At 66.4% G+C, this 13107-nt stretch carries 9 protein-coding genes; 4 read left to right on the forward strand and 5 right to left on the reverse strand.

All coding sequences use genetic code 11. The features are described from left to right. Positions 1–18: 18 nt before the first annotated feature. Positions 19–2577: a TonB-dependent receptor domain-containing protein gene (locus HGK27_RS25945; protein WP_206243711.1), complete on the forward strand. Its 2559-nt coding sequence runs from the start codon at positions 19–21 to the stop codon at positions 2575–2577. Positions 2578–2614: 37 nt separating this feature from the next. On the opposite strand, the gene HGK27_RS25950 is transcribed toward HGK27_RS25945, so the two are convergent. From HGK27_RS25950 to HGK27_RS25970, 5 genes are all read right to left on the reverse strand, one after another. Then, complete coding sequence (locus tag HGK27_RS25950) at positions 2615–4105, reverse strand: alpha/beta hydrolase-fold protein (RefSeq protein WP_206243712.1); 1491 nt, start codon at positions 4103–4105, stop codon at positions 2615–2617. 31 nt (positions 4106–4136) lie between these two features. Next, positions 4137–5465, reverse strand: coding sequence for a hypothetical protein (locus HGK27_RS25955; protein ID WP_206243713.1), 1329 nt, complete (start codon positions 5463–5465; stop codon positions 4137–4139). A gap of 254 nt (positions 5466–5719) precedes the next feature. Further along, positions 5720–6988: an MFS transporter gene (locus tag HGK27_RS25960; RefSeq protein WP_206243714.1), complete on the reverse strand. Its 1269-nt coding sequence runs from the start codon at positions 6986–6988 to the stop codon at positions 5720–5722. Positions 6989–7090: 102 nt separating this feature from the next. After that, on the reverse strand, positions 7091–8134 hold the full coding sequence (locus tag HGK27_RS25965; protein WP_206243715.1) for an aromatic ring-hydroxylating dioxygenase subunit alpha: 1044 nt from the start codon (positions 8132–8134) through the stop codon (positions 7091–7093). A gap of 154 nt (positions 8135–8288) precedes the next feature. Continuing rightward, positions 8289–9068, reverse strand: coding sequence for an SDR family NAD(P)-dependent oxidoreductase (locus HGK27_RS25970; RefSeq protein WP_206243716.1), 780 nt, complete (start codon positions 9066–9068; stop codon positions 8289–8291). A gap of 274 nt (positions 9069–9342) precedes the next feature. On the opposite strand from HGK27_RS25970, the gene HGK27_RS25975 reads away from it, so the two are divergent. The 3 genes from HGK27_RS25975 to HGK27_RS25985 all read left to right on the forward strand — a co-directional run bounded on the left by HGK27_RS25975 (position 9343) and on the right by HGK27_RS25985 (position 13105). Next, the gene (locus HGK27_RS25975) at positions 9343–10656 is read left to right on the forward strand and encodes a Rieske 2Fe-2S domain-containing protein (RefSeq protein WP_241127486.1); all 1314 of its coding nucleotides are present in this window, start codon (positions 9343–9345) and stop codon (positions 10654–10656) included. Positions 10657–10800: 144 nt separating this feature from the next. After that, positions 10801–11733, forward strand: a complete 933-nt coding sequence (locus HGK27_RS25980; protein ID WP_206243717.1) for a PDR/VanB family oxidoreductase — start codon at positions 10801–10803, stop codon at positions 11731–11733. A gap of 55 nt (positions 11734–11788) precedes the next feature. Next, positions 11789–13105, forward strand: a complete 1317-nt coding sequence (locus tag HGK27_RS25985) for an MFS transporter (protein ID WP_241127487.1) — start codon at positions 11789–11791, stop codon at positions 13103–13105. The last annotated feature ends 2 nt before the right edge of the window (positions 13106–13107 follow it).

A 13107-nucleotide genomic window follows, 5' to 3' on the forward strand; every position in this document is an offset into this window, starting at 1 on the left:
GCCGGTCAGGGAGAGCCCATGGAGATCAACACGCGCCGCTCCGGTGTGTGGTCCGTGCTGATATGCGGCATGGCGGCGGCAGGCGCCTGCCTGATGGGCCCTGCCGAGGCGCTTGCGCAATCTCCCCTCCCGCTCGATCTGCCTGCCCAGCCTTTGGGGCAGGCGCTGTCACGCCTCGCCGATCTGGAGCGGGTGCAGATCCTCTTCGATCCCTCGCTGACGCAAGGGCGCCGCAGCGCCCGGCTGAAGGGCGCCTATCCGGTCGAGGTGGCGCTGGGCCGGATGCTCGCCGGAACCGATCTGGAATGGCTGCGGATCAATGCCGAGACCATCCTGATCCGCCGCAAGGCGGTGCGGGCGCCGCCGCCGCCCCGCGCAAAGCCCGCGCCTTTGCCCGCTGCCGCCGCGCCAGTGCCCGATCTTCCGCCGGGCGAGATCATCGTCACCGCCGCGCGCTATCGCCAGCGGCTTGAGAAGGTTTCCGCCACGGTGCAGGTGGTGCCGGGCAGCGCGATTGCCGCTCAGGCCATGAGCAATGTGAGCGAAATTCTGGGCGCAATGCCCGGTGTCAGCACCAGCGGCCAGCCCGGCGGCTATTCGATCAACATTCGCGGGCTGGGGGCCGATATGCCCAGCGGGACGACGCAAGGCTCCGTCGCGCTGGAGTTTGACGGGGTCTATTCGATCATCGCTCTGGGTACCACCACAGGCTTCCTCGATGTCGACCGGGTCGAGGTGGTGAAGGGGCCGCAGAGCACGCGCTATGGCCCCAATGCGGAAGGGGGCGTGGTCAATGTGATCGCGCATGAGCCGCAATTGGGTGACCGCTCGGGCAGTGCCAGCCTCGCCGTGGGGCGCGCCGCCATGGCGAGGCTGGAGGTGGCGCAAAACCTGCCTCTGGGGGACAGTGTTGCTCTGCGGCTGGCCGCCAGCGCGGAACGGCGCGATTCCTGGTTTCATCCGGCGCTGGCCAATCTGCGCAACCAGTCGCTGCGCGCGCGGCTGCTGGTCCAGCCCGAGGACAGGCTCACCCTCAAGCTGACCTATCAGATCGATCATATCGGCGGCACCGGCACCGGATCGGAAGGCGGCTATCCGGTGATGATCGACAAGGTGGCCCCCTATGCCGGGGACAGCATCAACCGCAGCGGCAACCCCTGGGCGCAGGGCGACCGGGCCGAGGGCAGCTATGATCCGGCCAAGAACCGCGCCGATCTCTATCAGCAGACGATGGTCGGCAACGCCTCGCTGGGGCTGGGGGACAAGATGCGGCTGGATGTCACCGCCGCCCATCTGGCGATCTCGGGCTCGCAGACCAGCTGTGTGCGGAGCCAGTCGCCATGGGCCGTCAGCGGTGAGGGCAGTTGCTATGGCGTGCATGAATATGCCCCCTTCCGCCAGACCTCGACCGAGGTGCGCCTGCACAGCGCGGAAGGCGCGCCGCTGCAATGGACCATCGGCCATTACTTCTGGCAATTCGGCAAGACCGGTTGGTCCGATGCCGGGCAGGCGGTGGCGGGCCCTGCGGGCGGGGCGCATGTCGGCACGCGCACGCAGGCGCTGTTTGCCGAAGCCACGGTGCCTGTGCTGCCCCGCCTGCGGCTGATCGCGGGCGGGCGGCAGAGCTGGGATCACCGTGAACTGCGCCCCTCCGCCGTGGCCACCAGCTACACACGCGATTTCGCCCATACCGACTTTCGCTTCGGCGAGGAGGTCGATCTGGGGCCCAACATCCTGCATTATGCCACGGTGGCCAGCGGCTATCGCCCCGGCGGTCTGGCTTATGATGGCGCCACCGCCACGGCACGCGCCTTCGCCAGCGAGACCACCACCGCCTATGAGACCGGCCTCAAAGGCCAGCTGTTTGGCCGACGCCTGACCTTCGATCTGGCCGCCTTCTACTACCGGCAGAGCCAGTATCAGGACATCGAGAATTACAATGGTTTCGCCGTTACCCTGCCGGGAGGTAGCAGCTATCTTTGCGGCGGTTCTTCGGGGCAGCCTGCGGCCTGTGCTTTGCCCAGTTTCAACATCGCCCGCGCCTATAACATCGGGCTGGAGTGGCAGACGCGGCTGCAACTGACGCGAGCCGATACGCTGAGCATCAGCGGCGCCTTCACCCGCGCGCGTTTCGGCTCTCATCTGGGGAGCTGTGCCACCGTGGCCGCGCCCACCGCGCCGGGTTGCTGGATCGGCTATAATGACCAGATCACCGGCGCGCTGCGCTTTTTCCGACTGGATGGCACCACGCAGCCCCATTCGCCCAGCTTCACCACCACCATCGATCTGGAGCATCGCCTGATCGACAGGCCCGGCGTGCAACTGATGCTCAAGGGGCAGGCCTGGCATAGCTCCAGCTATTGGGTCGGGCCGGTGCAGGATGCCGGTCTGCTGGGGTTCCAGCCGGGCTATTGGCAGGAAGGCCTCTCCGCGCAACTGGGTTTGCCGGCGCGCGGGCTGACCCTGACGGCATGGCTGCGCAATCTGACCAATTATGCGGTGAAGATGTCCACGCTGCCCGCCGTCACCATCGGCGAGCCGCGCAATTTCGGCCTGACCGCCGCGCTGGCGTGGTGACGGGGCCGAAGCAGAAGTTTCGACCCCGCCATCAGCCTTACGCCTTCACCTGCCGGAACAGCCAGTCGCGCGCGGCCTTGATGTAGAAGAATTTGCGCGCCGAACCCATATGGTCGACGCCCTGAAAGGTCAGGAAGGTGATGTTCCCGCCCTTGCCCAGATAGCCATCGACCTGCACCGTCAGCGCCTGCTGCCGCTCCACCGGAAAGATCAGCGCGGGATCGAGCTTTTCAGCCGGGCGCGTCACCTTCGCGCCATGCTGCTGCCAGACGGGCACGCATTTTTCGTTCCAGGGGGTGGCCTTGCCGTCCTCGGTGCCGGTGATGATCAGCAGCTTCTGATCGGCCAGCGTGGCGACATCCTCGGGCCGCTGCTGCCCGGCGATGATCAGGCCTGCGGCAAAGGTTCCGGCATGCTTCGCCATCAGCCACAGCGAGGTCATCGCCCCCATCGACCAGCCGGTGCAATAGACCCGGCCGGGATCGATCTTCAGCACCTTGTTCGCGCGATCCGGCAGGTTGGGATTGCCATAGTTCCATGTGTTGGAGAGCAGCTTTTCGACCAGCCGGTAGGTGTTCTCGACGTCGGCGGTATGCTCCCAATAGTCGTTCATCGTGGTGCGTTCATAGCGCGGGGTGATGATGACGCATTCATGGCGCTCCTGCTCCTCGGGCAGGCTCCAGATGCTGGCGATGCATTGCTCGGTCAGCGTCTGGGCGCAGGTGCCGTCATAGCTGGTGCCCGAATGGGTGATGGCCAGCACCAGCGGATAGGCCTTGTTTTCGCCGCCGGGCTTGACGAAGCTTTTGGGCAGATAGATGCTGTATTCCAGCCAGGCCGAGCGCGTATCGTCCCACCACCAGTGGTTCTGCTCCCAGGCATCGACGCCGCGGATGACCACGCTGTTGCCGCGCCGCCCGACATTGCTCCACACCTTGTCGCTGGCGGCATAGGTGGCTCCGCTGGCGGTTTTCACTGCCTTGTTCTGCGAGAGGGCAACCTTGTCGCTGTCGGTGGTGGGCAGGCTGAGATCGGCCTCATGCGCGAATTCGAGGATGACATGGCGCCCGGCCACGCTTTTGCGGTCGGCGCGCAGGGCGGGCTCGGCGCTGGTGTAGATCGCCGCGATGGCGCGGGGCTGGGGCGCTTCGCTGGTGGCGTTCTTGTCGGGCGCCTGAGGCATGCCGGGGAAATAGCCCCTGGCGGCGGGCACGACCCCGGCGGCGAAGCTCTCCGGCGTCAGGCTGGCCGGATCGATGGCGACATCATAGCTGACCGCGATGCCATAGACCTTCTCGCCGCCGCCGGTCACCTCGCAAAGCGCGGAAATGCCCTGAAGGCCCGGGGCCATGGGCTTTTGCGCGCCCGGGCCATTGCCGTCAGCTCCCGGACCGCCGGGCGCGCCGGAGGCCACATTGAAGCCGCCCGGTTGCGCGCGCGCCGGTGAGGCGCCCAGCCCCATCGCCGAGGCCGTTCCGGCCAGCACGGCCCCTGCCGCCACAAAATTTCGTCTCGATACATCGCTCATGCGTCAGCTCTCCGGTCCATGCGGGTGTTTGTCAGGGGCGCTTGCGGGGGGCAAGCGTGGCCAGCCGGGCGACGATGGCCTTGGCAAAGACCTCGCCCGATCCCGGGGCGTAGGAGGAATTCATCGCCTGATAGGTGATGTCTTTGTAGCCTTGCGCATCAGGCAGATATTTCGCCGCGCCATTGACCATGGTGGCCACGATGGTGCGGGCAAAGGGCGAATGGGCCTTGATCCAGGCGCCGGTCGCGGCATTCAGCTCCACCTGCACGCCCACGATGGCGACATTGCCCAGCGTCAGGATTGTATAGGGCGCATCGGCCTTGCCATTGACCTTGAAGGCATAGCTGCGGGTCGGCCTGATCTGGGTGAGCTGGCGCGGGCGCTCCTGCGTCTGCAGGGACACCTGACCGGAGACCACCTTGACGCTGCCACCCGTCACAGCCTGCGCATGGCTGGCCGCGCGCACCGCTGCCGCGCCCAGCCGCTCGCCCTGCAGGGCCACCAGCGGATAGCCCGCCCGCCCCAGATTGACCGGCACCGGCTGGCCCGCCGCATCATAGACATTGTGGAGCGCGGTATAGGCGGGCACCTGATCGCCCGCCGCGCCGGTCATGAACAGGCTGACCCCGCCCAGATGGTCCTCCACTTGGCGCGCCGTGGCGCCTGCCAGATCGGCGCTGACCGCCTTGCCGGTGGCGCCTTCTCCGCCCGTGTGGTCCATGATCGAGGATTGCACGGCATAATTGACCAGCGTGGCGATCGGGCGATGGTCCGCCCCGTCGATCCGCAGCAGGGCGAGGGTCTTGTCCGAGGGGCCTGCCTCGCTGGCGCCCAGCCACCAGCCTTCGGCCATCTCGACATTGCGGTTGATGTTGACGGCGCTGGTGGCGGTGCCGAAGCTCAGCATCGCGGGGGCTGCGCTGCGGGCGGCCTGCTGCGCGGCGGTGGTCAGCGCCTGCATGATCTCGGCGACATAGGCCTTCGAGCGTTCGGCCTCATCACCCTTGCCCGAAAGGAACATATGCGGCGCCGAGAACGTATGGCTGGCCACGATCAGCACATTGTCGGCAGGCGTTTGCGTGGCCCTGGTGACGGCATCCTTCATCGCCGCAATGTCACCGGCGCTGAGCGAGGTCTGATCGAGCACCGCAATGGCCGCGCGGCCGCCGCCATCGGCCAGCACCAGCACGCGCACGCTCAGCGGATCGAGCACGGTGGTGAAGTCGTCGAGCGGCAGCAGGCTGGCGGGCAGGTCGATGGTGGCCTTCCCGGCCCCGGCAGTGAGCGCCGCCTGAGCCGGTGCCGCACCAAGCCCCAGCGCCGAGCAGGCAAGCATCAGAAAGCGATATCGAAAAGGCATGAGGTCAGTCTCTTTCCCGCAAGGCTGGGCATCAGGGCATGGTCTGCTGTGGAGCATGGGGCCGGTCACATGGCCATTCGAGTTGCCGCGTCACGCCATAGGATTGGCGATCGCCCGGATGGGGGCGGGGGTGTCTGCGTGGCGCATGGTCATTGTTTCATCTCCCAACGGGCTGGCCTTGTGGGCGATGACGCCATGCCCGGCAGATTCCGCAGGTCGGATGAAAAAATTATGAGGGCGCGCCGGGCGGCGGCCTATGCCGCTTCGGCTGGTCTGGCCGGAGACACACGCGCGATAGCCATGGCCAGCAGGCCGGTGCCTGTGGCCGCCGTGATCGTCAGGGCCGCGCCATGTGCCGGATCGCCGGAGAAGGCGACGCCCATGGTGCACAGCGCGCCAATGGCCATTTGGGACGCCCCATAGATCCCCGAGCCCGAGGCCGTCGCGACAGGATTGACGCTGATGGCCAGCGTCAGCGCCGGGGGGCCGGACAGACCCGCGCCGAACAGGAACAGCCCCATGCTCATCGCCAGCGCGGCCACGGTGAGCCAGCCGTTCATGACCAGGGTGAGGAAGCTCAGCGCGCTGGTGCAGACGCAGAAGCCGCCCAGCATCAACAGCTTTTGCGGCAGCATGCGATGCGCCAGCCTGCTGGCCGCGATGCTGCCGACCCAGATCCCCGCGCTGGCACAGGCCAGAAGCGGGCCGATGCGATCCGCCGTGTAGCCGAACTGCCTGACCAGAATAAAAGGCGCCGCGCCGATCAGGGCATACATCGAGGTGGTGAAGCAGCCCCCCGCCAAAGACCAGCACAGGAAGCCGGGCGTCACCAGCAGCTGGAGGTAGTTGCGCAGAACCTGACGGCCAGCAACGGACGGCTGCCTGCCATCGGGGATCATCAGCCAGGTGCCCAGCAGGTTCATGCAGCCCAGCACCGCCAGCAGGGCAAAGATCATCCGCCAGCCCCAGAAGGCGGCGATGGTGCCCCCGGCCAGCGGAGACAGCGCCGGGCCTAGGGTGATCACCAGATTCATCATCGCCTGCCGATGCGTGGCCTCACGCGGGGAGCAGCCCCGCCGGGCAATGGCTCTGGCCAGCACCAGCCCGGCCCCGCCGCCCAGCGATTGCACCAGCCTGATCGCGATCAGCGCGCCCGCGGTTTGCGCCATGCTGGCGGCCATGCTGGCCAGCACATAGAGCAGCAGGCCCGCCATCAGCACCCGCCTTTGCCCCAGCCAGTCGGCGAGCGGCCCATAGATCAGCTGACCCACCGCAAGGCCGGTGATGTAGATGCTGATCGTCAGCTGCATATCCCTGGTGCTGGCGCCAAGCGTGTGCGCGGCAAAGGGCAGGGCGGGAATGAAGATATGGGCCGTCATGATCGCCCCAAGGGCGATCATGCCCAGCAGCCAGAGCGGCGCGGGCCTTTGCGGCGCCTTGCCCATCAGGGCGCGGGCTTTGCGCAAGGCGGCGGGGCGAAAAGCGGCTGGCTTGCCGGCAGGCGGGGGCGACAGGGGGATCACAACAAGCCCCTTGGCAAAGGGGGCGGTTCATGGATGCCCTTGGCAAGCCCCAGTCACCGCCCTCTGTCAGCGTCGGGCCTTTGGTGGCCCGGCGCATGGGTGTCAGGCCGGGATGCGCCGGTCCTGCTCCTGTTCCTGCATCGTGCCCAGCAGGCGGCGCGTCTGGTTGACGGCGCCGTCGCTGGCAATGCCGACAAAGCCGCGCATGGGCGCATCGTTGATCCGCTCCTGCTGGGCCTGCAGCGTTTCCTCATCCTCGGTGATCGTGTCGAAGAACTGGTCGAACAGCACCTCGGGCACGCCGCTGTCACGCGGGGCGGTGGTGCAGATGGTCCAGAGGTAGTGGCTGGTGGTGTCGGTTTCGGGGGTGATGAAATGGTTGTTGGCCAGCATGAAGCCGTGGTCGCGCTTGCCCTCATAGGCCCCCGTGCCCGCATCGCAGCCGCCCGCATTGACCCGGCAGGTCATGCCGCGCGCCGGCTCGAAACGGACCTCCTGCCAGCGATCGACCCGGCCCTTGAAACCACCGGCGTCGATATAGGATTTGGGCGGCACGGAATTGGGCATCTGGCGCAGCAGGGTCACCCGGCGACCGTCGAATTCCACCTTGGTGTCGGCGCCGTAATGCTGCTCCGGATTGCCGCCGATGGTCTTGGCATGGATATAGGGGACGTGCGTGAGATCCATAATGTTGTCGATGATCAGCTGCCAGTCGGCCTTCACATGGAAGTTGAAGGGCTTCCACGTCCAGCGCGGATCATCATGCTCGGGGTTGTCGATGATGGTCGAGGGATCGGCCAAAGCGGGCTCGCCCATCCAGATCCAGATCAGATGGTCCTTTTCCACCACCGGATAATGCCGGACATTGGCGGCGGCGGGGATGCGCTGCTGGTTGGGGATGCGGGTGCAGGTGCCCTGACCGTTGAACTCCACGCCGTGATAGCAGCAGCGGATGATATCGCCATCGACATGGCCTGCGCTCAGCGGCATGGCGCGGTGGCTGCAGCGGTCCTCCAGCGCGGCGATCTGGCCCTGCTGGGTGCGGAACAGCACCACGGCCTCATTCAGGAACTTGCGCCCCAATGCCTTGCCGGGCGCGATTTCGGCGGCAAAAGCCGCGACATACCATGTGTTGCGAATGAACATGCCGATCTCCCGAACAGATGTGGCGTGAGGGCGCTCATGCCCTCCTTTTTCTTGGGGGCGAGACTATGATGCGCCCCGGGGGTGGGCCAATTGCAATCTTATAAAGGCATAACAAAACCGGAATGAGGATTATGTGCCATTTGAATGGCTGTGCTCAGCGCAGATAGAGCCCGCCGTTCATATCCAGCGTGGCCCCCACGAAAAACCCTCCGCGATCCGAGGCCAGCAGGGCGGTGGCCGCCGCGATTTCGCTGACCTGCATAAAGCGGCCGATCGGCACTTCCCCTTCCACGCGGGCGATCTGCTCGGGGCTGAGGCGGCCCTTGGCGGTGTCGATCGGGCCGGGGGCGATGGCATTCACGGTCACGCCGCTGCCCGCCAGATAGCGCGCGAAATATTTGGTGAGCATGATCGCCCCCGCCTTGGAGGCGGCATAATGCGGCGAGGCCACCGTGCCGCCGTTCTGCCCCGCCAGCGAGGTGATGTTGACGATGCGGCCATAGCCATGCTCGCGCATATGTTCGGAAAAGATCTGGCAGCTCAGGAAGACGCTGCGCATGTTGATCTGGACGATCTCGTCGAATTCCTCGGGGCTGATGTCCTGCGTGGGGGTGCGCTTGGCATAGCCCGCGTTGTTGACGACGATATCGACTCGGCCCCAGGCCTGCGAGACAGCATCGCGGGCGGCCAGAAAATCGGCCTTGCTGCGCACATCCAGCGTCAGGGCCATGGCGCTCGCACCGCTGGGATCGAGCGACAGCGCGACCTGCCGCGCCGCCTCGGGATCGACATCGCTGACGGCCACTTTGCCGCCACCGGCATGGATTTCACGGGCAACCGCCTCGCCCACGCCACGGCCGCCGCCGGTCACCAGCGCAGTGCGGTCCTTGAATGAGAAGCTGCCATTGGCGGGAAGGGAAAATGTCTCGGTCATCGTTGTGGCTTTCGTGGTTCGGGGGTGATCAGCGGTGGATCATGCTCTGCCATGGGGGGGGCGGTCTGCGTGCCGCCGTGATGCCAAGAAGCAGCAAAGCATGAATGGCTGCAAGTGCATCGTCCCGCTTTCTGAATGGTAAGACCTTATTCTGATTGGGGCGAAAAAGCCTCAGGCTCTAACAGGGCGGGGACAAGGTCACGGCCGGGCAGGCCAGCGCTCCGCGACAGGAAGCGCCCGCCGGACCCGCCACCAGCAGAGGAACAGCCTGACAATGCAGTCCAACGACAGTATCGATCTGACCCGGGTGGGCCCCGGCACCGTGATGGGGGCGTTCATGCGCCAATACTGGATGCCGGCCTGCCTGTCCTCGGAAGTGAAGGCCGATGGCGATCCGGTGCGCCTGATGATCCTGTGCGAAAAGCTGATCGCCTTCCGTGACAGCTCGGGCCGGGTGGGGATCATGGATCACCGCTGCCCGCATCGCTGCGCCTCGCTGTTCATCGGCCGCAACGAGCAGAACGGCATCCGCTGCGTCTATCACGGCTGGAAGTTCGATGTGGACGGCAAGTGCGTCGACATGCCCTCGGTCCCGGCGCGGATGGACTTCAAGGAGAAGGTCCACGCCAAGGCCTACAAGACGCATGAGGCCAACGGGCTGATCTGGGTCTATATGGGCGAAAATCAGGCCAGCCCGCCGCCCTTCCCCGAAATCGAGGCGACGATGCATCCCGAGGCCGAGATCTGGTGCCTGCAGCGCGACTGCAACTGGCTTCAGGCGCTGGAAGGCGACATTGACACCAGCCATGTCGGCTTCCTGCATGTCGGCTCGATCGAGGCGGACGATCTGGATGAAGACCATCCGATGCGCCCCACCGTGCTGGACCGCGCCCCCGAATATGAGGTCGCCCAGTCCGACTGGGGCGTGATGTATGGCGCGCACCGCCCCAATGACGACGGGCAGAAGTCATGGCGCGTGGCGCATTACATGTTCCCCTTCTGGACGCAGACCCCCAACAACCGCTTCGCCACCCGCGCCATCGCCCGCGCCTGGGTGCCGATGGATGACGAGCATTCGATGCTCTTCGACATCACCTGCGGCGTGGATGCGGGCAACCCTGCCTACACCTCGACGTTGAAGGATGGCACGCCGCTGTTCGATGTGATCCAGTACGCGCCCAACACCACCGACTGGTACGGCCGCTGGCGCTCGGCGGACAGCCAGGCCAACGATTGGGCGATCGACCGCGAAAGCCAGCGCAACGGCACGCAGTTCACCGGCATTCCCAACATCACCATGCAGGATCAGGCCGTGACCGAAAGCATGGGGCCGATCACCGATCACAGCTTCGAGAATCTGGCGCCGACCGACCAGATGATCGCACGTGTGCGCCGCCGCGTGCTGCTGGCCGCCCGCGCTCTGGCCAGCAAGGGCACTGTGCCGCCGGGCGTGGAAGACCCCTCCATCTTTTATCGTGCCCGTGCCGGATCTTTCCTGCACAATCCGGAGGATACGCTGCAGCAGGCCTATGAGGTGGCGCTCACCAAGGCGGTGCGCTGGCCCGAAAGGACCGAAGCGGCGGAATAAGGCAACCGGGCCGGCGCGATCCATGCGCCGGCCCCTCAAACGACAGGCATATCAGGTGACGACACGCATACGGGCAGGAACAGGCCGTCGATCCATGACGGTCGGCTGTTGCCACGAAACGCATCGCGCCAAAGGGAGAGTGTGATGCAGGCACGTATCAAGGCCATCCGCTGGGAGGCCGAAGGCATTCTGGCTTTTACGCTGGAGCCGCTGGGCGGCGGGCTGATGCCCGCTTTCGAACCCGGCGCCCATATCGATGTGCAACTGGCGCCGGGGCTGAGCCGCAGCTATTCGCTGGCCAATGATCCGGCGATCCGCGGCTCTTACGAGATCGGCGTCCATTTCTCGCCGACCAGCCGGGGCGGCTCGCGCCACATCCATGAAAAATGGCGCGCGGGCGATGTGATCGAGATTTCCGAGCCCAAGAACAACTTCCCGCTGGTGGAGGACGCCCCCCACACCGTGCTGATCGCGGGCGGGATCGGCATCACGCCGATGCTGCCGATGATCGCGCGGCTGCAGAAGCTGGGCCGCAGCTGGGAGCTGCATTACGTCTCCGCCTCGCCGGAACGCGCGGCTTATGTCGCCCATCTGGAAGCGCATGACGGGGTGATCATCGCTTTCGACGGCATCCCGGGCGGCCAGCGGCTCGATCTGAAGGCGATCTGCGATGCAGCCCCGGCGGACGCGCATCTCTATTGCTGCGGGCCCACGGGCATGCTCGACGCCTTTGTGGCGATCAATGCCGAGCGCCCCAGGCCCAACGTCCATATCGAATATTTCAGCGCCGAAACCGAGGTGGCGACCGAGGGCGGCTACACGCTCGAACTGGTGCGCACCGGCAAGACCGTGGCGGTGGAGGAGGGCGAGACGATGCTCGATGCGCTGCTCTCCGCCGGGGTCGACATCGGCTTTGCCTGCGGCGAGGGCGTCTGCGGCACCTGCGAGGTCAAGGTGCTGGAAGGCATCCCCGACCATCGCGACCATTTCCTGACCGATGAGGACAAGGCGTCCAACCGCTCGATCATGGTGTGTTGTTCGGGGTCGAAATCGTCGAAGCTGGTGCTGGATATCTGAACGAAAGCAAGCGGCAGAGGGCGGAGCGAACCGCCACGCCGGAGAGGAGAACAATGTGGCCGGTTACGCGACTGGAGTGGCCTCGCCCCGCAAGGGGGCAGCTGGAGCCTATCGGCTCGGCGTGGTGCTGCTCGTCGCCCTGACGGTGGTGCTCGACGGGCTGGACAATCAGATGCTGGGTCTGGCCGCGCCCGCTTTGCTCCATGAATGGGGGCTGGAGCGCGGCGTGCTGGGCGGCATTTTCGCGCTGGGCTTTGTCGGCATGGCGCTGGGCACGCTGGCGGCGGGGCAGATCGGCGATACGCGGGGGCGGCGCATCGCGCTGCTGCTGGGCGTGGCGGTGTTCGGTCTGGCGACGCTGGCGACGGGCTTTGCCAGCGCTGTCTGGCAACTGGCGCTGCTCAAGATGCTGGCAGGCGTGGGGCTGGGCGGGGTGCCGGGCACGGCGGCGGCGATGATCGCGGAGTTCTCCACCGCGCGCTGGCGCAGTCTGGCCGTCACCTTCGGCGTGGTCTGCGTTTCGATTGGCGGCATTCTGGGTGGCAGCGCGGCGGCGGCGATCCTGCCCGCGTTGGGCTGGCGCTGGCTGTTCTGGTGCAGCGGCGTGCTGACGCTGGTGGTGGTTCTGGCGCTGATCCGCCTGCTGCCGGAATCGCCGGGCTTTCTGGCCCGCCATCCCGCCCGCCGCGCCGAGCTGGAGCAGGTGCTGGACCGGCTTGGCGAGATGCTGCCCCGTGCCGAACGACAGGAGGTGCCGCCGCTGGGCGCTTTGCTGCGCGGCGATCTGGCGCGCAGCACGCTGGGCCTGTCGCTGGCGATGTTTTCGGGCATGTTTCTGGTCTATCTGATGTTCAACTGGGCCCCGACCATGCTGGCGGCGCAGGGTTTTGCCTTGCGGGACACCAGCCTTGGGCTGACCTTCTACAACATCGGCGGCACCACCGGCGCCTTGCTGGCGGCGCTGGCCATCATGGGGCTGGGTTCGCGCGTGACCTTGCCGGCGCTGGCCGGGCTGGCGGTGCTGGTCTGCGCCTTCCTCGCCGTTGCCCCTTTGCAGGCGGGCAATCATAACGTGTTGATGATGGTGGGGCTGGGCCTGCTGGGGCTGACCGGCAGCGCGGCGCAATCGGCGATGTTCGCGCTGGGCGCCCACGCCTTTCCACTGCCCTTGCGGGCGCGGGGCATGGGGGTGATGGGCGCGGCGGGCCGCATCGGCGCGCTGGTCAGCGCGGTGGCCGGATCGTGGCTGGTGGCCGGGCGCGGCGGCTTTTTCGCCGCGCTGGGCGGGCTGCTGATCGTCAATTTGCTGAGTTTTCTGGCCGTGCGCGGCCATATTCCCCCGCTGGGCCGGGGCAGAGCCAAGGATCTTTGAGC

Origin of the sequence: Novosphingobium terrae (assembly GCF_017163935.1) — a bacterium.
In the GTDB taxonomy this organism is placed as follows: Bacteria; Pseudomonadota; Alphaproteobacteria; order Sphingomonadales; family Sphingomonadaceae; genus Novosphingobium; species Novosphingobium terrae.

What these genes read in the sequence shown, in the direction of transcription:
- HGK27_RS25945 (WP_206243711.1), top strand. Translation starts at nt 19, where the DNA reads ATGGAGATCAACACGCGCCGCTCCGGTGTGTGGTCCGTGCTGATATGC.
- HGK27_RS25950 (WP_206243712.1), bottom strand. Translation starts at nt 4,105, where the DNA reads ATGAGCGATGTATCGAGACGAAATTTTGTGGCGGCAGGGGCCGTGCTG.
- HGK27_RS25955 (WP_206243713.1), bottom strand. Translation starts at nt 5,465, where the DNA reads ATGCCTTTTCGATATCGCTTTCTGATGCTTGCCTGCTCGGCGCTGGGG.
- HGK27_RS25965 (WP_206243715.1), bottom strand. Translation starts at nt 8,134, where the DNA reads ATGTTCATTCGCAACACATGGTATGTCGCGGCTTTTGCCGCCGAAATC.
- HGK27_RS25970 (WP_206243716.1), bottom strand. Translation starts at nt 9,068, where the DNA reads ATGACCGAGACATTTTCCCTTCCCGCCAATGGCAGCTTCTCATTCAAG.
- HGK27_RS25975 (WP_241127486.1), top strand. Translation starts at nt 9,343, where the DNA reads ATGCAGTCCAACGACAGTATCGATCTGACCCGGGTGGGCCCCGGCACC.
- HGK27_RS25980 (WP_206243717.1), top strand. Translation starts at nt 10,801, where the DNA reads ATGCAGGCACGTATCAAGGCCATCCGCTGGGAGGCCGAAGGCATTCTG.